This is a genomic window from Salmonella sp. 32020114201800008SM (genome assembly GCF_017572025.1).
GTDB lineage: Bacteria > Pseudomonadota > Gammaproteobacteria > Enterobacterales > Enterobacteriaceae > Salmonella > Salmonella enterica.
This window is the reverse complement of the sequence record NZ_JAGEQM010000001.1, coordinates 436,970-462,744: the sequence shown is the minus strand read 5'-3', so window position 1 is coordinate 462,744 and position 25,775 is coordinate 436,970. Positions and strand designations below refer to the sequence as shown.

Genomic DNA, 25,775 nt, shown 5'->3' with positions numbered 1-25,775 from the left:
GAGCTGGCCCATGCATGAATTAGCCCTGGCGCAAAATATTATCGAATTGCTGGAGGAACAGGCAGTAAATCACCAGTTCAGCAAGGTAAAGCAAGTCTGGCTGGAGATTGGCGTTATGGCCTGTGTTGAGGTGCCGGCGCTGCATTTTGGCCTGGACGTCGCCGCTCGTCATACCCTTGCTGACAATGCGCGTTTCCACATTACTATCGCACCGGCGCAAGGTTGGTGTCTGTCCTGTAATCAACCCTTCACCTCTCAAACATCCACACTCTGTTGTCCCTTTTGTCATTCAGGCAAAGTGCAGATAGATGACAGTAGCAGAATGCGCATTCGCGAGATCGAAGTCGAATAGTCAACGAATAGGCAATAAAAAAGGACGCCAGAAGCGTCCTGAAATAATAAAAGAATAAATTAACAATAATAAAGGTTAAGCAGTGACCCAGTTTTGGGAAAAGGAGGGTATCCCTAAACTGTCTTAATCAGCAAGTTTTATCAAAACTCGTAGACTAAGCCGAGCGCCACGGTGTTGTCTGTATTAGGATTCGATGGGTTGCCATCTTTTAGCAGATTGATTTTGTAGTCAACATACGCGGACATATTTTTATTGAAGTAGTAATAGGAACCCACATCAATATATTTCACAAGGTCGAACGAACCCAGTCCATCAACATCATTGGCTCTGGATTGCAGGAATGCCAGTGACGGGCGTAAGCCATTATCAAATTGATATTGCCCTACCATTTCCCAGTTATCGGTTTTATGTGCAAAGCCGCCCAATGTATCGCCCATATAGGTCATATCATAAGTACGGGTATAGTTTGCCGCTAGGTAAATATTATTGGCATCATACTTCACGCCGCCAGTCCAGGCTTCAGCGCGGTCGCCATTGTCGTATTTATCTTGCGTCATCTGATCAAGCGTGCGTTTGGAACTGGTATAGGCTGCCCCCAGGCTCACCCCCATGCCCAAATCATATGTCGCTGATGCCCCGAAACCATCGCCATTCTGGTACGCGATACTTTTTCTGGCATTATTACTTAAAGGATCGCCTTCTTTCGACAGGCCGTCATTTTTACCCTGATACTGCAACGCAATATTCAGACCATCAACCAGACCAAAGAAATCATTATTGCGATAAGTCAGAACGCCATTCGCGCGCCCGGTCATAAAATTATCGGAAGCTTCATACGAATCATTACCAAATTCAGGCAGTACGTCAGTCCATGAACCAATGTCGTATAACACGCCATAGTTACGACCATAGTCAACAGACCCCATATCGGCAAATGCCAAACCAGCAAAACCGAGACGCGTCCAGCTTTGCGGGGAACCGCTGGAGTCACCATCTTCAGGACGATTGGCGTTGACCTGATACTCCCACTGTCCAAAACCGGTTAGTTGATCGGTAATTTGAGTCTCGCCTTTAATACCCATACGGATATAAGATTGATCGCCATCCGTACTATGATTACTGGAAAAATAATGCAGGCCGTCGACCTTGCCATACAAATCCAGTTTATTGCCATCCTTGTTATAGATTTCTGCTGCGTTGGCGGCTCCAGCCATCATCACGGCTGCGGCTACCGCAGATAACACCACTACTTTTTTCATTTTATATGCCTTATTTGTCTTATTTTTGGACTTTCCGCAAAACCTGCTCGCGGAACTGTCCAGGACAATATCACTAACAATTACCGTGCGTTAAGTTTCAAAGTGTAATATTAGCTTGCTATGTATTAGTGATGTTAAAATGCAAGTTAAGCATGACTACATCAATGATATGCCCTGTTTTCTGCTGTAATAACAAGGGGGTTACCAGTAGAGAACTGGCTTACGGTCGGGGATGCCAGGGCGAGAATGGCACTTAACACTCGGCTGGCATTCGTTAAGACGGAATCATAATCAAGTCAGTTGAGGCCACAGCCCTTCTTATTTTTGTGTATAATTTGTTACGTTTACATTTATTTTTAAATTAGCGTTATGAAAATATCAGTACTACTGAAATAGCACTTCTTCGCTTCGTGTATTTTTACTATGGTTAATTATCACATAGCGCAAACGGTCATTTGTGTATCACTATTCATAAGATTAACTATTTACCAGTGGTAATAAATACAAAAACAAATCAAGGGACAACAACAATACTGAAACTCTAAATGTTGATATTTTGAGTCATGTCGTTACAAACAAATACGATATTCTTAATTGCACTATTCCCTTTTCGGGGTAATTTTATAGAAGGATGTTTTTTATTGTTCGTGAGCCATGCTCCTTTAGTATAAAAGTGAACGTAACAGGAAAGATAAAGCGTCTCAAAAACAGACCATATGGGTATAACTATTATGCAAAAAACGTCACTATTGTTTTCGGCCGCCGCGATAACGTTAACTCTGATGGTGTCATCGGCATCAGCGGCAACGCCAACCGCCGCACAAAATGAAGCTACGTCGACCGTTAAACAAGAAATTACAGAAGGCATTAACCGTTACCTTTATTCAATAGATAAGGCAGACCCAACGTTAGGCAAGCAGCTCTTTTATGTTTCACCGGAAACCAGTTTTATTCATCCACGCGGTCACGAACGCGGATGGTCGCAGATCGCTGAAAATTTTTATGGCACCACTATGGGTAAAACGTTCAGCAAACGCACGTTAAAACTGGACGCTCCCCCGGCTATTCATGTGTATGGCAATGCCGCCGTTGCAGAGTTCGACTGGCATTTTACCGCGGTACGCCGTGATAATGGGCAGACTCAACACACGACAGGCCGCGAAAGCCAGGTGTGGGCGAAGATACCAAACACAGGATGGCGAATCGTTCATGTCCACTACTCCGGTCCAGCCAAAACCGGCGTTGGAGAAGGCTATTAAGCTTTGCTCTTCAGGTTATGGCGCAGATGAACATTCTGCGCCTGTTAAGACAAACTCAGGTCAGTTGATAGCGCTTATCCGGTATCCGTTTTTCCGGAATATCCCTTTCATCATTCATTTGCAGTAAATCGATTTCTATCGCATTGCATATCGCATCCAGCGGTAAATCATTATTTTCAGTACCGAACGGATCCTCCAACTCTTCTGCTAACGCATCCAGCGCGATAAACGTATAAGAAATAAGCACCGAAATAAACGGTGTCATATAGTGCAGATCAACCACCAGTGCAAATGGCAACATAATGCAGAAAAGATAAACCGTACGATGCAAAATTAACGTATAGGCAAAAGGCACCGGCGTGTTGGCGATGCGCTCACAGCCGGCCAATACTGACGACATATCATTTAAGCGGTTGTTGAGGCTATGAAATAAAATATCGGAAAGCTTTCCGCTGCGGCGGCGAATCGCCAGCCACTCTCCCATCAGCAATAAGATACGGTTAGCGGGGGAATGGGAAGCGACAACTTTCTGTAACGCCTCCTGGTCAAGATAGTTGCCCAGAACTTGCGTTTGAGGCTGTCGACGCAATGTCATACGCAAACAGTGGGCAAAAGCGATTTGTAACCGAACAAAATCCTCGATACCGCGTTCATCAGGTAAGGTTGTTTTCACCTCACGCAGTATTGAGCGTGAAGCGATCATCAACTGCCCCCACAAATGTCGGGCTTCGACGTAACGCGCATAACAGGCATTATTGCGAAACCCCAGAAAAATGGCGATAGCGACGCCCAGTATGCTAAACGGCGCAAGGGTAAACTTAATACCCAGCATTGTGTACCAGGGCAGCATGATAATAACGGCGATAGAAAGAAGAAAGTTAAGGAGCAGTCGTGAAAAGATTTTAGATAACACGGAACCATGCCAGACAAATATCAGGCGAATCCAGTGCTGTTGTGGTCTAACGATCATGATTATCTTCAGCAGGTAAAAAAGCACTGTCATTAAACGTGATCCAGATCAAGGTTGCAAGCTTCTGGTGATACACGGCTCCCCTGCCCTGTAGAACATTTTTTTGCACAGTGCTGACAGGCGTTGAAAAAAAACAACCAAATGTATGTTGTAACTAAAAAGACACTTCAGCACATGAGATATATGACGGTCAACGGCTGCTATCAGTGGTATAGGGTGATTTATCGGGGAAAGCGTCAGCAACGACACACTGCCCTACTGCTGATTCATTTGTATGACCAGCCAGTAATGGATAACGCTGACAATATACTGTTGCTGCGCTTCGCTCAGCGGTTCTCCCTGAGGTATCTGGTGCCACTTCGCCAGGCACCCGCGACAGCAGGTTGCCGTCGCATGTTGCGCGATAAATACCGGATGGCCCCGCATCGGCGTTTGCTTACCATCATTCGCCGGGTGAGCTGGCGCCAGTCGCTGGGCGATAAAATCGGCGGCGTGTTTATCAATCACCTCCGCGCCTTTATCCCAGCAATATTGTCTTTCTTTTATCCCGAGACGAAAACGCGAACGAAATGTCGATCGCGCCAGGCGGGCAAAGAGCGGTTCAAGCGCATTCATCAGTATACCGAACGTCCTAACGTTTGTGTTAATTGCTCAAGCGCGGCGATACCTGCCAGAGAGTTTCCCGCAGGATCCAGCTCCGGACTCCAGACGGCAATCGCCATTTCATGCGGCACTATGGCGACAATACCGCCGCCCACGCCGGATTTAGCGGGCAATCCCACCCGCCAGGCAAACTCTCCGGCATTCTGATACATCCCGCTGGTCGCCATTAGCGCATTAATCTGCCGGGCCTGCATGGGGGTCACTACCGGCTCGTCGAGATGAAACGCCTCGCCCTGATTCGCCAGAAAGACAAACGTCCTCGCCAGTTCCATGCAGCTCATTTTCAACGCACAGTAGTGGAAGTAATTTTGCAACACGGTAGGCACATCATGATGAAAATTACCGAATGATTTCATCAGCCAGGCAATAGCGGCGTTACGGGCGGAATGCTCAAATTCAGAGCGCGCGACCGTAGCGTCATACGTAATATCCGATACGCCGCAAAGCGCGCGCACAACTTCCAGCATCCGCTGACGCGGCGCGCTAAGCCGGCCTTGCAACATGTCGCATACCACCAGCGCGCCCGCATTAATAAATGGATTACGCGGGATGCCTTGTTCCATCTCTAACTGAACCAACGAATTGAACGGCGAGCCGGAAGGATCTTTTCCGACGCGCTGCCAGATCTCCTCTTCCGGATAATGACGCATCGCCACCACCAGACTGAGCACTTTCGAAATAGACTGAATAGAGAAGCGTTCGTGCGCATCGCCCGCCTGATAATGCTGCCCGTCCACGGTACAAATCGCTATCCCCAGCTTTGAACCCTCGACGGACGCTAATGCCGGAATATAGTCAGCGACTTTGCCCTGGCCAATGAGGGGGCGAACGCGCTGTAAAATCGTCTCTAAAATTGCATTATCCATGGCCCTGGCCACAACATGCTCCTTGCTCGCAGGTCTGAAAAGGCCTGCGAGTATAGCAGAGGGCGCCACGCGACGTCAGGGCGATTAGACGCGGTTCTTCCAGACGGTCTGCACATTACAAAATTCGTGTAAACCAAAGTGCGAAAGCTCGCGACCGAAGCCGCTTTTCTTCACCCCGCCGAATGCCACACGCGCATCGCTGGCGCTGTACCCATTAATGAATACCCCACCGCACTCAAGACGCGCCGCCATCTCCGCGGCCAGCGTATCGTCGGCGGTAAAGATCGTCGCCGACAGGCCAAACTCACTGTCATTCGCCAGCGCGAGGGCGTGCGCCGCATCTTTTGCGACGGTAATGGCGGCAACAGGCCCAAAAAGCTCCTGACGAAATGCCGTCATGTCAGGTGTGACATCCGCCAGAACGGTCGCGGCATAATAGTTGCCCTCCCCGGCGATTTTCTCGCCGCCCAACAGTAGCCGTGCGCCTTCGGCGACGGAAGCCTGCACCTGTTGATGGAGTTCATCACGCAGATCAAAGCGCGCCATCGGCCCCAGGTCATTCTCTTCAACCAGAGGATCACCCATCTTTAATGCTGCGGCAGCCGCCACAAAACGGTCGGTAAACGCCTGCGCAATGCCCTCTTCGACAATAAAACGTTTGGCGGCGGCGCAAACTTGTCCGGTGTTTTGATAGCGTCCGGCAACCGCGGCTTTTACCGCCAGTTCGAGATCGGCATCATTGAGTACAATAAACGGATCCGAGCCACCCAGTTCCAGTACGCACTTTTTCAGCGCCGCCCCAGCCTGAGCGCCAATCGCCGCGCCGGCGCGCACGCTACCGGTCACCGTCACCGCCGCGATTCGCGGATCGTTAATCATCTGACTCACGCCCTCATTATTGGCGTTCACCCATCCATAGACGCCAGCAGGAGTACCGGCTTCCGTCAAGATTCGGGCTATCATCTGCGCGCAACCCGTGACATTGGGCGCATGTTTTAACAAGTAGCTATTCCCCGCCAACAGTATCGGCACTGCCCCGCGTAACACCTGCCATAAAGGAAAATTCCACGGCATTATCGCCAGGATGACGCCCAGCGGACGGTATTCAATCACCGCCTGCTGATTTTCTACCAGCGTAGGCTCAGGATTCAGCATTGCCGGGCCATGTTCCGCATACCAGTCGCATAACGCGGCGGATTTCGTCACTTCCGCACGCGCCTGCTTTATGGGTTTACCCATTTCACGCGTAATACATTGCGCCATCTCTTCTGCATGAGCGCGAAGCGCCTGACCAATATCGCGTAATGTTTGCGCCCGTTGCGCTACCGATGTCAATTTCCACTTTTTGAAACCGCTCGCCGCCAGATTCAGCGCATGTTCAATCTCTTGCGCGTTAGCCCAGGGCATTGCCGCCAGCGTCTGGCCGGTCGCAGGATTCACGGATAACGCCTGTGTTGCAGTCATCATGGTCATGTTCTTTCTCTCGTTATCAGGGGAGTTGTACCATCATGACGCCCTTTACCCTTTCTGAAAAATGAATAATATTAACCAGACTATTCACGAACTGAGAAAACCATGGACCTGACGCAACTGGAAATGTTTAACGCTGTCGCTCTGACGGGCAGCATTACGCAGGCGGCGGCAAAAGTACACCGCGTTCCGTCCAACCTGACCACGCGTATCCGCCAGCTTGAAGCCGACCTGGGCGTCTCTCTGTTTATTCGCGAAAACCAGCGACTCAGGCTGTCACCAGCCGGGCATAACTTTTTACGTTACAGCCAGCAGATCCTGGCGCTGGTCGATGAAGCCCGCATGGTGGTTGCCGGAGAGGAACCGCAAGGACTGTTTTCACTCGGCGCGTTAGAAAGTACTGCCGCCGTACGTATCCCCGCGCTGCTGGCGGGTTATAACCAGCGTTACCCTAAAATTCAGTTCGCGTTAACGACCGGTCCTTCCGGCGCCATGCTGGATGGCGTGCTCGAAGGAAAGCTGAACGCCGCCTTTATTGATGGCCCGCTAATGCATCCGGGGCTGGAAGGTATACCGGCTTACCAGGAAGAGATGATGATCGTCGCGCCACACGGCCATTCCGTCGTTTCGCGGGCCAGCGAGGTGAATGGTTATAACATCTATGCTTTTCGCGCCAACTGTTCTTACCGACGGCATTTCGAAAGCTGGTTTCATGCCGATGGCGCGACCCCCGGTACGATTCACGAAATGGAGTCATATCATGGAATGTTGGCGTGCGTAATTGCCGGCGCAGGTATTGCGCTGATGCCAGCAAGTATGCTCAACAGTATGCCAGGACATCATCAGGTGGAAGCCTGGCCGTTGGCGGAGAAGTGGCGCTGGCTTAACACATGGCTAATGTGGCGGCGCGGGGCGATGACGCGTCAGCTTGAGGCCTTTATTGAGTTACTTAACGCCCAACTGGCGAGCACCGACTGAAGACGAAACGGCCTGCGAAGTAAATGAGAAGCAGGTCACAAAATGATTGTCTTTTCGCCAGTAAACGTTTTAAGATCGCGGTCTCACCTTCTCGCAACTAACCCGAAATATTTTTATGACAATCAATCCAGTTTCCCGCAAGGTCGCGTGGCTACGGGTAGTTACGCTTGCTATTGCCGCTTTTATTTTCAATACCACAGAATTTGTGCCAGTTGGTTTGCTATCAGACATTGCTGAAAGCTTTCATATGCAAACCGCGCAGGTCGGCATCATGCTAACCATTTACGCCTGGGTAGTTGCCGTCATGTCGCTGCCTTTTATGCTTCTTACCAGTCAAATGGAGCGCCGTAAGCTACTCATTTATCTGTTTGTTTTGTTTATTGCCAGCCATGTGCTCTCCTTTCTGGCATGGAACTTTACCGTGCTGGTCATTAGCCGTATTGGTATCGCTTTCGCCCACGCTATTTTCTGGTCGATAACCGCCTCGCTGGCGATCCGCCTGGCCCCTGCCGGGAAACGCGCGCAGGCATTAAGTCTGATAGCGACCGGCACCGCGTTGGCCATGGTGCTTGGGCTGCCCATAGGTCGCGTTGTTGGTCAGTATTTTGGCTGGCGCACCACCTTTTTTGCCATCGGCATGGGCGCATTAATTACGCTGCTATGTCTGATTAAGCTTCTACCGAAATTGCCGAGCGAGCATTCCGGCTCACTAAAAAGTTTACCTTTACTATTCCGACGCCCGGCGCTGATGAGCCTCTATGTACTGACCGTCGTTGTGGTGACTGCGCATTACACAGCTTATAGCTATATTGAACCGTTCGTTCAGAATGTCGCCGGGCTCAGTGCGAATTTTGCTACCGTTCTGTTACTGATCCTCGGCGGCGCCGGGATCATCGGCAGCCTCGTGTTTGGTAAACTGGGTAATCGCCATGCCTCGTCGCTCGTCAGTATCGCTATTGCCCTGCTGGTTGTCTGTCTGCTTCTGCTGCTGCCTGCGGCGGATAGCGAAGCGCATCTGGCCATACTGAGCATTTTCTGGGGCATCGCGATTATGGTGATAGGGCTCGGTATGCAGGTGAAAGTACTGGCGCTAGCCCCGGACGCGACCGATGTCGCAATGGCGCTATTTTCAGGCATCTTTAATATTGGTATTGGCGCTGGCGCGCTGGTAGGCAATCAGGTGAGTTTGCACTGGTCAATGTCGGCCATCGGCTATATTGGCGCCATACCCGCCTGTGCCGCGCTGGTATGGGCTGTGCTCATATCCCGCAAATGGCCAGTGACGCTGGAAGAACAACCGCATTAAGACATTCGTCTGCCGGGAACAGGTTTCCGGCAGACGACAATGCGCCTTAGTGGTACGTTTTAATAATTTCCAACACGCCGTTGATAATAAATTGCACGCCCATACACACCAGCAGGAATCCCATTAAGCGGGAGATCGCTTCAATCCCCCCTTTACCCACCAGCCGCATAATAGCGCCAGAACTGCGTAAGCATCCCCACAGGATCACCGCCACGGCAAGAAAAATAATCGGCGGCGCGACCATAATGACCCAGTCGGGAAACTCGCCGCCATGACGCACCGTGGAAGCGGAACTGATGATCATTGCGATGGTCCCCGGTCCTGCGGTGCTTGGCATAGCCAGTGGAACAAACGCAATATTGGCCGTCGGTTCGTCTGCCAGCTCCTCCGATTTGCTTTTCGCTTCCGGCGACTCATGCGCCTTCTGCTGCGGGAAAAGCATTCTGAAGCCGATAAACGCCACGATTAACCCCCCGGCGATCCGTAGCCCTGGAATCGAAATACCGAAGGTGTTCATAACTAACTGCCCGGCGTAGTACGCCACCATCATAATAGCGAAGACATAAACCGAAGCCATATAGGACTGCCGGTTGCGTTCCGCACTATTCATATTGCCCGCAAGGCCAAGAAACAGCGCCACGGTGGTTAGCGGATTGGCTAACGGGAGCAGTACGACCAGCCCCAATCCAATCGCTTTAAACAAATCCATCATAATACTATCTCTTACCCATCAGCGTTTCATGAACCGGAAGTATAAAGTGAAATTGCCCAGGCGCGCCATTTCGCCAGTGTGCAAGTTAATATCCTCTACAACCTATAACCTGTAATTATCAATTAGTTACAAGTTATCACAGCACAATACCCCGGACGCCTTTTAGCAAATCGTGGCATCGGCCAATTCATTTAGTTGACTTATACTTGCCTGGGCAATAGTATCTGACGAAATTAATTACTTGCCGGGGCAACCATTTTGAAAAGCACCAGTGATCTGTTCAATGAAATCATTCCGCTGGGTCGCTTGATCTACATGGTAAATCAAAAAAAAGATCGCCTGTTAAATAACTATTTATCCCCGCTGGATATCACCGCAACACAGTTTAAAGTGCTTTGCTCGATACGCTGCGCGGGATGTATTACCCCGGTTGAACTTAAAAAAGTGCTGTCTGTCGATCTCGGCGCATTGACGCGAATGCTCGACCGCCTGCTGTGCAAAGGCTGGATCGAAAGACTGCCGAATCCTAATGACAAACGCGGCGTACTGGTGAAGCTAACGCCGGACGGCGCGGCAATTTGTGAGCAATGTCATCAACGACCAGGGCAAGACCTGCATCAGGAATTAACAAAAAACTTAACGGCGGACGAAGTGGCAACGCTTGAGTATTTGCTCAAGAAAATTCTGCCGTAGACAAAAAAGAGGTATGACGATGTCCAGACGCAACACTGACGCTATTACTATTCATAGCATTTTGGACTGGATCGAGGATAACCTGGAGTCGCCGCTCTCACTGGAAAAAGTGTCTGAGCGTTCAGGATATTCCAAATGGCACCTGCAACGGATGTTTAAAAAAGAGACCGGTCATTCATTAGGCCAATACATCCGCAGCCGTAAAATGACGGAAATCGCGCAAAAATTAAAAGAGAGCAACGAGCCCATTCTCTATCTGGCGGAACGCTATGGCTTTGAGTCACAGCAAACATTGACCCGGACGTTCAAAAACTACTTTGATGTGCCGCCACACAAATACCGGATCACCAATATGCATGGCGAATCACGGTATATGCTGCCACTGAACCATGGCAACTACTAGTTTGTTTATGCGCCACGCGAAGAGCACCATGAAAATGCTGTTTCCCGCCCTGCCGGGTCTGTTACTTATCGCCTCCGGATATGGCATTGCAGAACAAACTTTGTTACCTGTGGCGCAAAATAGCCGCGATGTGATGCTTCTGCCCTGTGTAGGCGATCCGCCAAATGACCTTCACCCCGTGAGCGTGAACAGCGATAAGTCAGATGAATTAGGCGTGCCCTATTATAACGACCAACACCTTTAACCTCTTTGCCCCGTTTTGCGGGGCATTTTTTTAGTACCGTCTGGCTATGACAAGTCCGCCGCTATTACCCCGCGGCATGGTCTGAAATTAGCGTTTGTCTTCTTAGTAACATAATGCCTCATCCCCTGACGCGCGCAGTACGGCGCACACGAAATCCAAACACATTGATATAGAGTCCAGCCATAATCAGTACTGCGCCCGCAAGTTGCATCCCGGTCAACGTTTCCCCGAGTAACACCGCGGCGCTCGCCAGCCCGACTACCGGCACCAGCAATGATAACGGCGCTACGCGCCAGGTCTCATAACGTCCCAGTAACGCGCCCCAGATGCCGTAGCCAAGTATAGTGGCGACAAAAGCCAGATACAGCAGCGACAATATCGTCGTCATATCAATGGTAATAAGGCTTTGCGTAATGTGATCCGCCCCCTCCAGTAGCAGCGATGACAGCAGGAACGGCAGGATCGGGATCAGCGCGCTCCAGACCACCAGCGACATCACCGCCGGGCGCGGGCTATGTTGCATAATTTTTTTATTAAAGATATTGCCGCAGGCCCAGCTAAATGCCGCCGCCAGAGTCAGCATAAATCCCGACATCGCTATATGCTGTCCGTTGAGACTGGCTTCAATCAATACCAGTACACCTATAATCGCCAGGGCGATCCCCGCCAACTGCTTACGTTGTAACCGCTCGCTAAAAACAAACGCCCCCAAAGCCATGGTAAAAAAGGCCTGCGCCTGTAATACCAACGACGCCAGTCCTGCGGGCATACCAAACTTTATCGCGCAAAAGAGAAAGGCGAACTGCCCAAAGCTTATCGTCAGGCCATAGCCCAGCAACAGCGTAAGCGGGACTTTAGGCCGGGCGACAAAGAAAATTGCCGGAAACGCCACCAGTAAAAATCGTAATCCTGCCAGCAATAATGGCGGCATATGGTGCAGGCCTACTTTGATGACAACAAAATTGAGCCCCCATACGACAACCACCAGTAACGCCAAAAAACCGTCTTTACGCGACATCATCGGCCCCTGTCATTATTAAAATTTTGTAAAAAGGTAAGTTATCGGAAATCAGTGCGCCATAACAGGACTTTTCTTTTTACCGTGAGCATGGCATTGAACAACACACGATGGGCAAAATCCTGCGTTATGGTATGTTAAGACTACGCTATAGCGTATAGACATCATGCTTTTGCGGGCACGGTAGATTAAAACGTCCCGATACGTAACCTCCATTTCAGGCAGGAAAAATGAATCCAGGATTGAGACGTTCGACGTTGGCTCTACTCGCCTCATCGCTGTTATTGACAATTGGACGCGGCGCCACGCTCCCCTTTATGACCATCTATCTTAACCGTCAGTACGGTTTAGGCGTGGATCTGATTGGCTACGCGCTGACCAGCGCGTTAACAATCGGCGTCGTCTTTAGTCTTGGCTTTGGAATTCTGGCGGACAAGTTTGATAAAAAGCGCTACATGTTACTCGCAATTATCGCCTTCGCCTGCGGATTTATCGCCATCCCAATGGTGCATAATGTCGTACTGGTTGTCCTGCTTTTTGCGCTTATTAACTGCGCCTATTCGGTTTTTTCTACCGTACTGAAGGCCTGGTTTGCCGATAACCTCACCGCGACAACAAAAACACGGATTTTTTCGCTCAATTATACCGTACTCAATATCGGCTGGACGGTTGGCCCGCCGCTCGGCACGCTGCTGGTGATGCAAAGCATCAATTTACCCTTCTGGCTTGCCGCTATCTGTTCCGCATTTCCGCTGGTCTTTATTCAGGTATGGGTGACACGTTCGGTTGCCGCCAGCGAGGGGAAAAATGCCGCTATCTGGTCTCCCTCCGTTCTGCTGCGCGACAAAGCATTATTGTGGTTTACGCTTTCGGCATTTCTGGCCTCCTTTGTGGGGGGCGCCTTTGCGTCCTGTATTTCACAGTACGTTATGGTCGTTGCCGATAGCGGCTTCGCGGAAAAAGTGGTAGCCGTCGTCCTGCCGGTTAATGCGGTTATTGTGGTCAGTTTGCAATACGCCGTGGGCCGTCGACTTACCGCCGTCAATATTCGACCAATGATGACGACCGGCACCGTCTTTTTTATCGCCGGGCTCATCGGATTTATTTTTTCAGGCGACAATCTGTTTTTTTGGGGGCTTTCAGCGGCAGTATTCACGATTGGCGAAATTATTTATGCCCCCGGCGAATATATGTTAATTGACAACATTGCGCCTGCCGGGATGAAAGCCAGCTATTTTTCAGCGCAATCGCTGGGCTGGCTGGGTGCGGCGGTAAACCCGCTGGCCAGCGGCGTCATCCTGACGACGCTTCCCGCCTGGTCGCTTTTCGTTGTCCTGATAATCGCCATTGTGTTCGCCTGGGCACTGATGTTAAAAGGAATGCGGATTACCCCTACGCAACAGGCTATTACCTGTTAATTATCTGCAGCCAGTGATGTGCGCAGTTTCTGGCGCACCGGGTTAACCCTATATATTGCAGGCTAATTATCTGCTGTCACTGCGGTAATTCAGGAATATTCCTGGGCGCTGACGAAAATATTCTAATGCTTTACCCTTCCAGTAAAATAAATACGCAATTCAGACTTTGCTTAAGTATAAATTAGTACTATAGTCTGTACGAGGTTTTTTAAAAAAGAGGATGCACACTAAAATAAGGAGAAACGAGATGTTAGGCAGTATTAACCTTTTTATCGTTGTATTAGGAATTATTTTATTTTCCGGATTTCTGGCCGCCTGGTTCAGTCACAAATGGGATGATTAATGAACGGAGATAATCCCTCGCAGAGCCGGCCCCTTGCTGCATCGTTGCGCAAGGGGCCGCTTTTGTCTGGATGGCAGGCAAAAAAAAACCGCCGGTTCACCAGCGGTAAATGCTTGCATGGATAGATTTGTGTTTTGCTTATACGCTACCGGGCAAATTCTTGCGAGGATAACGGATCGCTAACGACTGTAGCACCGTCAATATCAATGAAGCTTAAACGATACGCAACCAGACCTGAATAAGACATTATGGGACCTTTTGTCCCCCAGGCGCTTTTACAAGACCCATGGTATCAGGCCAGCCGCATGCCCCGTATGGCTGACCTGGAGATTGCCGGTTAGCGCGCGTTATTTTTGCAGTCGGTTCACGCGAACAAGCGGTTCCTTCGCTTTCTTGTCCAGACTACCGTTAATGTTGATCATTTGATCCGGCTGAACTTCCCGCCCATCAAATACGGCGGAAGGAATTATCACGTTAATCTCGCCGGATTTATCACGAAATACATAGCGATCGTCGCCTTTATGATCAATAAGGTTGCCGCGCAGCGAAACGGTCGCGCCATCATGCAGGGTTTTTGCCTGTTCGATGGTCATTTTTTCTGCATCATCCGTACCGCGATAACCATCCTCAATAGCATGAGGCGGCGGCGGTGCCACGTCTTTTTTTAATCCCCCTTGATCATCCGCTAGCGCGTAAGGCATTATCAGAAAACTTAAAAATGCAGCCACCTGTAGTTTCATGCTCTCTCCTTAATAACGTCTATTTGACGTATTAAGTCTGGCCGCTATTTTTAGTTTTTACAAACATGAATTTACCCGCAGAATATTAAGCAATAAAATCAACCCATCCGGATTAATATGCAACCGATATCAGCGCCGGTGAGCGCGAAAGCGTAACGGCGTAATAGAGAACTTGCCACATAGCTGAAGTCATATGCATCAACGTTTTGATAGCAATTCAGAATAATCGGCTTTATTTTTTGAGGATAATGGCCTTACGCATAATCAATGACAGTCATCGCCGCAGAAAAGTAAGCAAGTTATGCAACAGCGGGTTTGTTGGTAACTGGATAAAATAATCATTCACTGACAATGTCATAAAATAAATATGCCATACTTGAGAAGAACGAACAGATTTCATTTGTCTCTGTAACGGAAAAATAAACGATGAGATTAGAACAGCACGATATTGTCACCCTTGATGAAGGCGAATCCGTCGATAGCCTGACAAAAAAACTTGGTGATTTACTGGTTAACCAGAAACTCCGTCTGACCACTGCAGAATCCTGCACTGGCGGGAAACTGGCTTCAGCATTGTGCGCAGCAGAAGATACGCCCTCATTTTACGGTGTGGGGTATGTCACCTTTACTGATGAAGCCAAAGCAAAAATCTTACGCGTACAACGCCACAGCCTTGCCGAACATACCGCCGTCAGCGAAGCGGTCGTTACTGAAATGGCACAGGGCGCTAAGGATCAGGCTGAGGTCAATATTAGCATAGCGATCAGCGGCTATGGCGGTCCGGAAGGCGGCGAAGATGGCACGCCGGCGGGCACCGTTTGGTTTGCCTGGAATATTAACAATACAACTTTTACAAGCCGACAACATTTCAACGGAGATTGTCAGGAAGTATTAGAAAAATGCGTACGCTTCGCCCTCGCTGAATTGCTTTTTCTGTTAACGAAGAAAGCATAAACAATAATTTTATCTGACCGGCCAGAATAACTCCCGGTCAGAATAAAAAAATGCGAGCCTATGGCCCGCATCGTATGCGCAATATTTCAGAATATATTTACGAAATATCAGGAGTAAAATTAATTGCCGGATTTCCGTCCGCCACTGTGGCTATTCTGGCCACCTTTTTTACCCGCTTCAGATGCACGCTGTGGGTCGTTTTTAAAGTTCCCACCGCTATGCTGGCCGCCTTTACGACCTGCTTCTGAGGCTTTCTCTTTATCTTCTGCAAAATTACCGGAACCGCCGCGATGTTCTGCCATAATATAATCCTCATGATGATGTTGCGTTTTAAATATGATATGTCTTCTCATATCATGTGATACAGTTCTAAATCTAGTCGCCCTGTGCGCAGTGTCAAATTCATTTCTGCATTATTTACATAATACCACCACATGGCGGAAAATATATTTTTTGAAAACATCAACAGCGAAACGGTAATAAATCTTTGGCAATCAAGCCACCACGAGAAAATAAGTAGAAAAATCCGAATGCACACCCTTGTTATATTCAGACAATTTAACCCCATAAATTTAACTGGCTGTCATCAGAAGTGCAGGATTCATTTTCAGGCGGTTGTTCGACAGTGCCGAACAACCGTATCAGCTTAGCGATCGAGCCCACGATATTGCAACATGGGGTCAATATGCGGTTCATGTCCACGCCAGTCTGAATAAAGCGTTTCTAAATCAGTACTATTCCCCCGGGAAAGGATAGCATCACGAAAACGCTGCCCGTTTTCACGCGTCAGGCCGCCCTGCTCTACAAACCATTGATAACCGTCATCCGCTAACATTTGCGTCCAAAGATAGGCGTAGTATCCCGCTGCGTAGCCGCCGCCGAAGATATGGGCAAAATAACTGCTGCGATAGCGGGGCGGCACCGCCGGTAAATCAAGATGCTCGGCGGCCAGCGCCTGCTGCTCGAACTCAGCGACAGACTGCTCTGCTACGCTCTCCTCCAGCATATGCCAGCGCATATCCAGCAATGCGGCGCCGAGCAATTCAGTCATATCGTAACCTTTATTAAATAAACTCGCCTTGCGCATTTTTTCCTGTAAATCAGCAGGCATTTTTTCACCGCTGTCGACATGACGCGCGTAGCGTTCGAACACGCGTGGATGGCTCGCCCAATGCTCATTAATCTGGGAGGGAAACTCGACAAAGTCGCGGGGCGTATTGGTACCTGAAAGCGTGGCATAGCGCTGGACGGCAAACAAACCATGTAACGTATGACCAAACTCATGGAAGAGCGTAATAACGTCGTCCCAAAGCAGTAATGCAGGCTGCCCATCAACCGGTTTCTGATAGTTACAAACATTGTATATAACGGGCCGGGTTTCATTGAGTGTGGATTGCTCGACAAAATTCCCCATCCACGCGCCGCCGCTTTTCGAGTCCCGCGCGAAGAAGTCGCCATAAAATAACGCCATGCCGACACCATCGGAGTCGAAAATCTCCCACACCCGAACATCAGGGTGATACACCGGAATGTCAAAACGCTCGACGAAGGTGATGCCGAATAGCTGGTTGGCGGTCCAGAAAACCCCCTCTTGCAACACCGTATTTAAGGCAAAATAGGGCTTCAGTTGCGCTTCATCTAACGCATATTTTTCCCGCCGTACCTGTTCGGCATAGAACATCCAGTCCCAGGCCTGAACGGTGTAGCCGCCCTGCTCACCATCAATGACGTTCTGAATTTCCGCCTGTTCATTGAGTACCCGCTGACGCGCTGGCGGCACAATGCCACGCATAAAACTCAGTGCGGCTTGCGGCGTTTTCGCCATCTGATCGGCCATTTTCCATGCGGCATAATTGGGGAAACCCAGCAGTTTTGCCTGACAGCGACGAATCTCTACCAGACGCTGAACGATAGCGCGGGTATCGTGGGCATCTCCTTTTTCCGCCCGAGTCCATGACGCTGCGAATAAATTTTCGCGGGTCTGGCGATCGCGCAGCGTAGCAAGCGTAGGCTGTTGCGTCGTATTAAGGAGCGGAATGAACCAACGCACCTCCAGGCCTTTTTCACGCGCCGCTTCAGCAGCGACGGTCATTTCTTCCGGGCTTAATCCTGCCAGGCAATGCGCGTCATCTACCGCCAGCCCGCCCGCTTTACTTGCCGCCAGCAGACGCTGATTAAACTGACTCATTAAGGTCGCTGATTCGGTATTCAATACTTTCAGTCGCGCTTTATCCTCTTCGGCAAGCTGCGCGCCTGCCAACACAAAACGCTGATGGATAACATCGACCAACCGTAGCGACTCATCATCCAGCCCCAGTGAGTGACGCTGTTGCCAGACGGCATCCACGCGAGCGAATAACGCGCTATTCAGATAAATATCGTTGGAGAGCGCCGCCAGCTCGGCAGAAAAGGCCTCATCCAACCGCTGGAGTTCATCGTTAGTGTGTGCGGCCGTCATCGCGAAAAAAACGCTGGTGACGCGTGACAGAAGCGCCCCGCTTTGCTCCAGCGCCAGAAGCGTATTCGTAAAGTCAGGGGCCGCCGGATGATTGACGATGGCCTCGATTTCCACGCGTTTTTGCCGCACGCCCTCATCAAAAGCAGGACGATAATGGCAATCTTTGATCCGATCAAAACGCGGTGCCTGATAAGGCAACATACTCTGGTCTAACAAAGGATTCGTCGACATTTTTCACTCCTGAAAATAGGTTGATCATAAGAGTAAGCTTCCCCCTATGCTGACCGCAACCGTGTTAACCAGGATTACCCTTTCATAAACGCCGCGTGCTATGGTAATACAACACAAAAAGCGTTGAGGAACTGTGTGATGATCGTTTTAGTAACTGGAGCAACCGCAGGGTTTGGCGAGTGCATTGCACGCCGTTTTGTTGAGAATGGACATAAAGTCATTGCCACGGGACGTCGTCATGAACGCCTGCAAGCGTTAAAAGATGAGCTTGGCGAGAACGTATTGACCGCCCAACTGGACGTGCGCAACCGCGCGGCCATCGAAGAGATGATGGCCTCTCTGCCTGCGCAGTGGCGCGATATTGATGTGCTGGTCAATAACGCCGGTCTGGCGCTGGGCCTTGAACCGGCGCATAAAGCCAGCGTAGAAGACTGGGAAACTATGATCGATACTAATAATAAAGGCTTAATTTATATGACCCGCGCCGTGCTGCCAGGAATGGTCGAACGTAATCGCGGTCATATCATTAACATCGGTTCAACCGCCGGCAGTTGGCCTTATGCTGGTGGCAACGTCTATGGCGCGACGAAAGCCTTTGTGCGCCAGTTTAGCCTGAATTTGCGCACGGATTTACACGGCACGGCGGTTCGCGTGACCGACATTGAACCGGGTCTGGTTGGCGGTACCGAGTTTTCCAGCGTCCGTTTCAAAGGCGACGATGAGAAAGCGGGTAAAACTTACGAAAATACCACCGCGCTCACGCCAGAAGACATTACCGAAGCGGTATGGTGGGTGGCCACGCTCCCCGCGCATGTGAATATTAATACCGTTGAAATGATGCCTGTTACCCAATCCTTCGCAGGGCTCAGCGTCCACCGTAGCTAAGAGGTTATACCCGGTCTGCGGGCCGGGTAATCCCTGGCAAACGTATCTGCAACCAGAAACATGATCGGTATAGACCACCACGGAAAAGTGGTAGAGTATCCGGGTCAACCGCCTAAAAAGTAAGAATGAATGACCGTCGAAACACAGCTTAACCCTACACAGCCTGTCAACCAGCAAATTTACCGTATTCTTCGGCGTGATATCGTGCATTGTCTTATCCCGCCTGGCACACCGCTATCAGAAAAAGAGGTCTCAACCCGTTTTAACGTTTCGCGTCAACCGGTGCGCGAGGCTTTTATAAAGCTGGCGGAAAATGGGTTGATTCAGATCCGCCCTCAGCGCGGTAGTTATGTGAATAAGATTTCGCTTTCTCAGGTACAGAATGGCTGCTTTGTTCGGCAGGCTATCGAATGCGCGGTGGTCCGCCGTGCGGCGGCGATGATCACCGACAACCAGTGCTATCAACTGGCGCAAAACCTGCACCTGCAACATATTGCCATCGAGCGCAAACAGATTGATGATTTTTTCCAGCTTGATGACGATTTCCACCAAAAACTGGCGCAGATCGCCGATTGCCAGTTAGCGTGGGATACCATTGAAAATATCAAAGCGACAATCGACCGGGTTCGCTATATGAGTCTGGATCATGTTTCTCCGCCGGAGATGTTGTTGCGCCAGCACCATGATATTTTCTCCGCACTGGAAAATCGTGACGGCAATGCGGTTGAGAGCGCAATGACCCAGCATTTGCAGGAAATTAGCGAATCCGTCCAGCTTATCCGTCAGGAAAACAGCGGCTGGTTTAGCGAAGAGTAACCCCCTTTAACGTCGGGGTGAGACGCCTTCTCCGCTTTCTCACCCTGCACATTCCCGCCTAAAAAGCCGTGAGCTTGATCAAAAACAAAAAAATCCGCAACGATAAGCGTATTTATATGTCGCCCGTCATGCGGGGAAACCTGCGGGCTTTGGCAGTAAGTTTGAAAGGAGAAAACACCATGATGACATACGATCGTAACCGTAACGCAATCACTACCGGTAGCCGGGTCATGATAAGCGGCACGGGTCATACCGGGATTATCAAAGCCATTGAGAGCGAAGGTCTGGATGCAGGTCAAATTCGCCGCGGCAAAACGGTGATTGTCGAAGGTTGTGAAGGTAAATTCGCGCCGGTCGAATTGATTCGTCTTGGCATGAACTGATACCACAGGCCGCCAGGAACCGTTCCGGCCTTCCCGGTAGCATAATGCTACCGGGTCTCTGTTACGCTATTTCAAGCGCTCGGCATATTTCGCCACGCTCGCTTTCGCGCCATATGTCAGTAAACTGTCATAGGCTTCTTGCACTTTTTGCGTAAACCGCGCCGCCTGCGGCAAATCGTTGCCGAAAATTTCAGCCATTCCCAGCAGCGCCTTAACACGACTGGCGCCTTCTTCACTGTTTGCCACGGCGCGCTGAATAACCGGCAATAGCGGATCGCTAATGTCGATGGCCTTGCCCTGCTCATCCACGCCGCCAACGTAACGCATCCACCCCGCCACGCCCAGCGCCAGCAAATCAAAATCGCTATGATTAGCAAGATGCCAGCGAACGGAGTCCAGCATACGCTGCGGAAGTTTCTGGCTGCCATCCATCGCAATCTGCCAGGTACGATGACGCAGCGCCGGATTACGGTAACGCGCAATCAACTGATCGGCATAACGCTGTAAATCTACCCCCTGGACTTTCAGCGTGGGCGCCTGCTCGCGTAACATTAACGCCTGCGCGGTCAGACGATAGTTGTCGTCAGCCATGCAGTCATTAATATGCTGATAGCCGGCAAGATACCCCAGATAAGCCAGGAATGAATGACTGCCGTTAAGCATTCGCAGTTTCATCTCTTCAAACGGAACCACGTCGGCGACCAACGTCGCGCCCGCGTTTTCCCACAGCGGACGACCCGCCACAAACGTATCTTCTATCACCCACTGACGAAACGGTTCGCAGGCGACGCCCGCCGGATCGCGCACGCCGGTCAGTTGTTCGATTTTATCCAGCGTCTCCGGCGTGACCGCAGGGACAATCCGATCAACCATGGTTGACGGAAATGTCACGTTTTGCTCGATCCATATCGCCAGTTCCGCATCCACCTCCCGGGCGTAAGCCGTCACAACCTGACGCGTCACATGCCCATTTTCCGGCATGTTATCGCAGGACATCACGGTAAATGCCGGTAAGCCTGCGGCTTTACGACGCGCTAACGCTTCGACAATAATACCCGGTGCCGTTAGCGGTTGATGCGGATTTTGCAGGTCGGCGGCAATCATGGGATGTTCCAGCAGAAGTTGGCCCGTGGCTGGCGAATGACAATACCCTTTCTCGGTAATGGTCAGAGACACAATCGCTATTTGCGGTTCGCACATCGCCGCCAGCACACGTTCCAGACCATCAACCTGGACATGCAACGCCGCTTTGACGACGCCCACCACACGCGCCGTCCAGGCTTCCGCCGACATCTCCGCCACGGTATAGAGGTTATCCTGCTGCTTTAGATCGGCAATCTGCTGTTCGCCGCCAATAAGATTAACCTCATAATAGCCCCAGTCGCTATGCTGCTCCGCAGCCAGAATATCTGTGTAAACCCCCTGATGCGCGCGATGAAACGCGCCAAAACCGAGATGGACCATCCGCGCCGCCAGCGCCGCGCGATCGTAATCAGGAAGCGTCGCCTTTGCCGATAAAAGCCTGTTTTGCATTTTATAACCTCTATATTCTGAAAGCGGAACAATCGCAGAGTAACGCCTGCCCTGGTGCATTTGGATTTACGCTAATTAAACAAAAGTGACCGGGCAGCATGGCCGAAACCGCATTAGCGTTCCGGCCATACCGCCAACACGATTTAACTCGTCTGAGTTGCGGAGTGGCGTAACTTCTCTGCCGCTGTCGCTTCCGCCGCATCCTCAGGCAAGCTCAGATCGCGATCTCTGACCTCCGGCATCAACAGCGCAGAAATCAGACCAATACACGAGTAGAGCACCAGCATAATTAAGATGGGCAGCCAGGAATCGGTCATGTTACAAAAGATCCCTGCGAGGACGGGGCCAAAACCTACCGCCACCAGCCCCCCTGCCTCTTTTGAAATCGCCATCCGGGTGAAGCGATTACGCGATCCGAAAATTTCCGCCATGGTGATGTTTTCCAGCGCAAATAATCCCAGCACGGCAAAGTTATGAATAACAATGAGCGCCGCCATAATTACGCCAGGGCTATACGTTTTATCTACCACAATAGACAGCATCGGCCAGGCGAGAATAATCGCGGAGATATTCAATATTATATACGGCAGCCGACGACCGTATTTATCGGACAACCACCCCAAGAGTGGGATAGTGATAAAACCAATTACGGAACTTATCATTAACGCATCGGTTGGGATAGATTTGTTAAATAATAACGTCTGAACCAAATATCCGGCAAGGAAGGTTTGAATAAGCCCGGAATTCCCCGCTTGTCCAAAACGTAAACCGGTGGCCAGCCAGAAAGATTTGCTGGTAAACATCGCGCCCAATGTATTTTCTGACGCAGGCGTTAACGCTGGCGATTTTTCACCTTCGCTTACTTTTTCGAATACCGGACTTTCTTTCAGATTCATTCGCAGCCAGATCGCGAATATCATAACAACGACGCTCGCCAGGAAAGGAATACGCCATCCCCAGGCGATCAGTTGTTCGCGTTCAAGCGCAAAGAACATCACCGCCCAGATCGCCGTCGCGCTCAACGTACCGCAATTGGTGCCCATCGCGACCAGCGAGGAAATGATGCCACGCTTTCCTTTCGGCGCATACTCGGCCAGCATGGTACCCGCGCCGGAAATTTCCGCCCCGGCGCCCAGCCCCTGTATAATTCGCAATGTCACCAGTAATACTGGCGCAAAAATGCCGATTTGCGCATACGTCGGCAGTACGCCAATCAGCGTGGTGCAGATCCCCATCATGGTGATGGTAATAAACAATACTTTTTTTCGTCCGATTCGGTCGCCCATTTTACCAAAAACAAAGGCGCCGATAATTCTGGCTATATAACCTGCACCATAGGTGCCCATTGCCAGAATAAGCGCCATCGCGGCAGACTGTTCCGGAAAAAATATCTCATGGAAGACCAGAGCCGCGCCTAGTGAATATAACTGAAAATCCATAAATTCAAGCGCGGTGCCTAACCAGCCAGATACGGCAGCGCGCACTAAATCCTGAGTCGATCGTTCATGCTTTATTTGTGTCATATAGGCAATCTCTAAGAGGTAAGATGCGTACCACTTACTCGCAATTATTTATATTATTTCGCAAACGTGAGTAAGACTTTGCAGCATTGACGCTGGTCTTTCTCGAAAAGCTCAATCGCGTCGGTGACATGTTGATAATCAAATGTATGCGTTATCAGCTTATCCGGATCAATAAGCCCTTTATTCAGCCAGTCAATCACGACCGGGAATTTATTGGCATTAAGACGCGATGAATAAATAGCCAGCTCTTTTCCGGTAATACCCTGCTGTACAATCTCACACGGGTCGCTGGAAAATCCCATCAGGACAATGCGTGCCGCAGGCGATGCAAGGGTAATCGCCTCTTGCAGGATAGCGGGATGACAGGCGGCATCGACAATCAAGGTCGGTTTTAGCGCCTTCTGCTGTAGAAATTCCGCCAGTGAATGTTGACCATTATTGAGGGTCCAGTCAGCGCCGCTCTGCTTCGCCATCGCTAAACGCTCTTCAATGCGATCAACGACTATGACCGTTTTAACCTGATAAACCCCCTTCAGCGCCTGTACGGTCGTCAGTCCCATCGGGCCTGCGCCATAGATAAGCGCCACGTCCTGCTCGGTCGGATTCACCTGCCCCGTCACATTTGCCGCAATGGTAAACGGCTCAACCATGACGGCATGATGATCTGCGATGCTGTCCGGTATGCGATGAGCATTACGGGCCGGCGCCACCGCATACTCGCTGAAACCGCCGTCACGATGCACGCCCAGCACCACCAGCGAGGTACACACATTGGGTTTACCGACTGAACAAGGGTAACAATGCCCGCAACTGATCACCGGATCGACGGATACCCGTTCTCCTATCCGGTCGCGATTGACGTTGTCGCCTACCGCGTCGATGACACCGAAAAATTCATGGCCTATGACACGGGGATATTTTGCAAAGGGATTATGTCCCCGATAAATATGGCTATCGGAACCGCAGATACCCGCCAGTTTCACTTTAATGCGAACTTCGCCCGGCGCAGGCTGCGGAAGCGCGCGCGTTTCGATAGTTAATGTATTCGGTTTTTCGATTACGATGCTTTTCATTTTTCGCTCCTTACCAGTTCCACAGTGTGCCGTCTTCCAGGCGGGCCACCGGCAAATAGGCTGGATCGTACGGATATTTCGCCGCCAGTTTTTCATCGAACTCAATGCCCAGTCCTGGCTTGTCGCCCGGATGCATATAGCCGCCCTCGAACGTCCAGTTATGCGGGAAAACCTCCAGCATCTGTTCGGAGTAGCCCATAAACTCCTGCACGCCAAAGTTAGGCACCCACAGGTCGAAATGTAATGCAGCGGCCATACAAACCGGCGACAGATCGGACGGCCCATGCGAACCGGTACGCACCTGGTAGAGCGAGGCAAAATCGGCAATGCGGCGCATCCCGGTAATACCACCGGCATGGGTAAGCGTGGTGCGGATATAGTCAATCAATTGCTCTTCAATGAGCTGTTTGCAATCCCAGATACTGTTAAAGACTTCGCCTACGGCAATCGGCGTGACCGTATGCTGGCGGATGAGGCGGAAGCACGCCTGATTTTCAGCCGGCGTCGGGTCTTCCATCCAGAACAAACGATAGTCTTCAATACTTTTGCCAAAGCGGGCAGCCTCAATAGGCGTCAGTCGGTGATGCATATCGTGCAGAAGATGTTCATTAAACCCGAACGTATTACGCACGGCGTCAAACAGCTTTGGCGTAAAATCGAGATACTTTTCCGTTGACCACAATTGTTCTTCCGGCCACTGGCCTTTTGTCGCGGGCTCATAGGCCAGCCCCTTGCCTTTCGCCATGCCGTAGGTGGTTTTCATTCCCGGAACGCCGCACTGCACGCGGATTGCTTTGAACCCTTGCTCTTTATGACGCGCGTAGTCTTCCAGCACATCGTCAATGGTGTGGCCTGTGGTATGGCAATACACCATGACGCCTTCACGCGAAGCGCCGCCGAGTAACTGATACAACGGCATATTGGCGGCTTTGGCTTTAATATCCCATAGCGCCATATCAACCGCGGAAATGGCGGACATGGTGACAGGGCCACGGCGCCAGTACGCGCCTTTGTAGAAGAACTGCCAAATATCTTCGATGCGGCGAGCATCCCGCCCGATGAGCTGTGGGCACAGGTGATCGGTAAGGTACGAGGCCACCGGGAGCTCGCGTCCGTTCAGGGTGGCATCCCCCAGACCGGTGATCCCGTCTTCCGTGGTTATCTTTAAGGTGACGAAGTTACGCCCTGGACACGTAACAAAAACTTCAGCCCCTACAATCTTCAT

General features: G+C 50.6%; 27 protein-coding genes. 13 read left to right on the top strand and 14 right to left on the bottom strand.

From position 1 onward, the window contains the following. Positions 1-10 precede the first annotated feature (10 nt). On the top strand, positions 11-352 hold the full coding sequence (gene hypA, locus J4613_RS02385; RefSeq protein WP_000544772.1) for a hydrogenase maturation nickel metallochaperone HypA: 342 nt from the start codon (positions 11-13) through the stop codon (positions 350-352). 140 nt (positions 353-492) lie between these two features. Here hypA and ompC read toward each other — a convergent pair whose 3' ends face one another. Next, complete coding sequence (ompC, locus tag J4613_RS02380; protein WP_000758335.1) at positions 493-1,611, bottom strand: porin OmpC; 1,119 nt, start codon at positions 1,609-1,611, stop codon at positions 493-495. Between the two features lie 716 nt (positions 1,612-2,327). Here ompC and J4613_RS02375 point away from each other — a divergent pair. Next, entirely contained in the window at positions 2,328-2,870 is a 543-nt protein-coding gene (locus J4613_RS02375) for a nuclear transport factor 2 family protein (protein ID WP_000513126.1), read from the top strand. Positions 2,871-2,925: 55 nt separating this feature from the next. On the opposite strand, the gene J4613_RS02370 is transcribed toward J4613_RS02375, so the two are convergent. The 4 genes from J4613_RS02370 to sad form a co-directional block, all read right to left on the bottom strand. Then, positions 2,926-3,840 (bottom strand): bestrophin family protein, encoded by a 915-nt coding sequence (locus J4613_RS02370; RefSeq protein ID WP_001675544.1) that lies wholly within the window; start codon positions 3,838-3,840, stop codon positions 2,926-2,928. A gap of 255 nt (positions 3,841-4,095) precedes the next feature. Then, positions 4,096-4,455 (bottom strand): DUF4186 domain-containing protein, encoded by a 360-nt coding sequence (locus J4613_RS02365; RefSeq protein ID WP_000992448.1) that lies wholly within the window; start codon positions 4,453-4,455, stop codon positions 4,096-4,098. Further along, positions 4,455-5,381: a glutaminase B gene (gene glsB / locus J4613_RS02360; RefSeq protein WP_000090081.1), complete on the bottom strand. Its 927-nt coding sequence runs from the start codon at positions 5,379-5,381 to the stop codon at positions 4,455-4,457. Before glsB ends, J4613_RS02365 begins: the two co-directional genes overlap by 1 nt. A 72-nt stretch (positions 5,382-5,453) precedes the next feature. Next, positions 5,454-6,842 (bottom strand): succinate-semialdehyde dehydrogenase, encoded by a 1,389-nt coding sequence (gene sad, locus J4613_RS02355; protein WP_000178391.1) that lies wholly within the window; start codon positions 6,840-6,842, stop codon positions 5,454-5,456. Between the two features lie 102 nt (positions 6,843-6,944). Here sad and J4613_RS02350 point away from each other — a divergent pair, with 102 nt between their 5' ends. Next, a complete protein-coding gene (locus tag J4613_RS02350; protein ID WP_000366538.1) occupies positions 6,945-7,817 on the top strand; it encodes a LysR family transcriptional regulator in 873 nt (290 codons plus the stop codon). Positions 7,818-7,932: 115 nt separating this feature from the next. Beyond that, entirely contained in the window at positions 7,933-9,123 is a 1,191-nt protein-coding gene (locus J4613_RS02345; protein ID WP_111742355.1) for a sugar transporter, read from the top strand. 46 nt (positions 9,124-9,169) lie between these two features. Here J4613_RS02345 and J4613_RS02340 read toward each other — a convergent pair whose 3' ends face one another. Beyond that, positions 9,170-9,835, bottom strand: coding sequence for a MarC family NAAT transporter (locus tag J4613_RS02340; protein WP_000968968.1), 666 nt, complete (start codon positions 9,833-9,835; stop codon positions 9,170-9,172). 258 nt (positions 9,836-10,093) lie between these two features. Here J4613_RS02340 and marR point away from each other — a divergent pair, with 258 nt between their 5' ends. The 3 genes from marR to marB are packed head-to-tail and all read left to right on the top strand — an operon-like array spanning position 10,094 to position 11,175. Further along, on the top strand, positions 10,094-10,528 hold the full coding sequence (gene marR / locus J4613_RS02335; protein WP_000843434.1) for a multiple antibiotic resistance transcriptional regulator MarR: 435 nt from the start codon (positions 10,094-10,096) through the stop codon (positions 10,526-10,528). A gap of 19 nt (positions 10,529-10,547) precedes the next feature. Continuing rightward, positions 10,548-10,931 carry an MDR efflux pump AcrAB transcriptional activator MarA gene (gene marA, locus J4613_RS02330; protein WP_000091194.1) on the top strand — a complete coding sequence of 128 codons (384 nt, stop codon included), beginning with the start codon at positions 10,548-10,550 and terminating at the stop codon, positions 10,929-10,931. Between the two features lie 28 nt (positions 10,932-10,959). After that, positions 10,960-11,175: a multiple antibiotic resistance protein MarB gene (gene marB / locus J4613_RS02325; protein WP_000783049.1), complete on the top strand. Its 216-nt coding sequence runs from the start codon at positions 10,960-10,962 to the stop codon at positions 11,173-11,175. Between the two features lie 118 nt (positions 11,176-11,293). On the opposite strand, the gene eamA is transcribed toward marB, so the two are convergent. Beyond that, the gene (gene eamA, locus J4613_RS02320; protein WP_000987750.1) at positions 11,294-12,196 is read right to left on the bottom strand and encodes an O-acetylserine/cysteine exporter; all 903 of its coding nucleotides are present in this window, start codon (positions 12,194-12,196) and stop codon (positions 11,294-11,296) included. A 227-nt stretch (positions 12,197-12,423) separates the two neighbouring features. Here eamA and ydeE point away from each other — a divergent pair, with 227 nt between their 5' ends. Further along, entirely contained in the window at positions 12,424-13,611 is a 1,188-nt protein-coding gene (gene ydeE, locus J4613_RS02315) for an efflux MFS transporter YdeE (protein WP_001068056.1), read from the top strand. 247 nt (positions 13,612-13,858) lie between these two features. After that, positions 13,859-13,954 (top strand): protein MgtS, encoded by a 96-nt coding sequence (gene mgtS / locus J4613_RS02310; protein WP_000901531.1) that lies wholly within the window; start codon positions 13,859-13,861, stop codon positions 13,952-13,954. A 347-nt stretch (positions 13,955-14,301) separates the two neighbouring features. Here mgtS and J4613_RS02305 read toward each other — a convergent pair whose 3' ends face one another. Next, the gene (locus tag J4613_RS02305; RefSeq protein ID WP_000776348.1) at positions 14,302-14,694 is read right to left on the bottom strand and encodes a YdeI family stress tolerance OB fold protein; all 393 of its coding nucleotides are present in this window, start codon (positions 14,692-14,694) and stop codon (positions 14,302-14,304) included. A gap of 426 nt (positions 14,695-15,120) precedes the next feature. Here J4613_RS02305 and J4613_RS02300 point away from each other — a divergent pair, with 426 nt between their 5' ends. Then, a complete protein-coding gene (locus J4613_RS02300; protein ID WP_111742356.1) occupies positions 15,121-15,648 on the top strand; it encodes a 2-oxo-tetronate isomerase in 528 nt (175 codons plus the stop codon). Between the two features lie 119 nt (positions 15,649-15,767). Here J4613_RS02300 and J4613_RS02295 read toward each other — a convergent pair whose 3' ends face one another. Beyond that, positions 15,768-15,950, bottom strand: coding sequence for a general stress protein (locus tag J4613_RS02295; RefSeq protein ID WP_000807642.1), 183 nt, complete (start codon positions 15,948-15,950; stop codon positions 15,768-15,770). Positions 15,951-16,294: 344 nt separating this feature from the next. Then, positions 16,295-18,337 (bottom strand): peptidyl-dipeptidase Dcp, encoded by a 2,043-nt coding sequence (dcp, locus tag J4613_RS02290; protein ID WP_111742357.1) that lies wholly within the window; start codon positions 18,335-18,337, stop codon positions 16,295-16,297. Between the two features lie 138 nt (positions 18,338-18,475). On the opposite strand from dcp, the gene ydfG reads away from it, so the two are divergent. The 3 genes from ydfG (at position 18,476) to ydfZ (ending at position 20,421) form a co-directional block, all read left to right on the top strand. Continuing rightward, complete coding sequence (gene ydfG / locus J4613_RS02285) at positions 18,476-19,222, top strand: bifunctional NADP-dependent 3-hydroxy acid dehydrogenase/3-hydroxypropionate dehydrogenase YdfG (RefSeq protein ID WP_000636564.1); 747 nt, start codon at positions 18,476-18,478, stop codon at positions 19,220-19,222. Between the two features lie 129 nt (positions 19,223-19,351). Next, on the top strand, positions 19,352-20,038 hold the full coding sequence (locus J4613_RS02280; protein ID WP_000215563.1) for a GntR family transcriptional regulator: 687 nt from the start codon (positions 19,352-19,354) through the stop codon (positions 20,036-20,038). Between the two features lie 179 nt (positions 20,039-20,217). Then, positions 20,218-20,421: a putative selenium delivery protein YdfZ gene (ydfZ, locus tag J4613_RS02275; protein ID WP_000989267.1), complete on the top strand. Its 204-nt coding sequence runs from the start codon at positions 20,218-20,220 to the stop codon at positions 20,419-20,421. A 66-nt stretch (positions 20,422-20,487) separates the two neighbouring features. Here the strand turns inward: ydfZ and J4613_RS02270 are convergent, their stop codons facing one another. The 4 genes from J4613_RS02270 to rspA all read right to left on the bottom strand — a co-directional run bounded on the left by J4613_RS02270 (position 20,488) and on the right by rspA (position 25,775). Continuing rightward, the gene (locus tag J4613_RS02270; protein ID WP_001181254.1) at positions 20,488-21,954 is read right to left on the bottom strand and encodes a mannitol dehydrogenase family protein; all 1,467 of its coding nucleotides are present in this window, start codon (positions 21,952-21,954) and stop codon (positions 20,488-20,490) included. Between the two features lie 143 nt (positions 21,955-22,097). Next, on the bottom strand, positions 22,098-23,477 hold the full coding sequence (locus J4613_RS02265; protein ID WP_000192118.1) for an MFS transporter: 1,380 nt from the start codon (positions 23,475-23,477) through the stop codon (positions 22,098-22,100). Positions 23,478-23,530: 53 nt separating this feature from the next. Continuing rightward, complete coding sequence (locus J4613_RS02260) at positions 23,531-24,550, bottom strand: Zn-dependent oxidoreductase (RefSeq protein ID WP_020438092.1); 1,020 nt, start codon at positions 24,548-24,550, stop codon at positions 23,531-23,533. A gap of 10 nt (positions 24,551-24,560) precedes the next feature. Continuing rightward, positions 24,561-25,775 (bottom strand): starvation-sensing protein RspA, encoded by a 1,215-nt coding sequence (rspA, locus tag J4613_RS02255; protein WP_000706269.1) that lies wholly within the window; start codon positions 25,773-25,775, stop codon positions 24,561-24,563.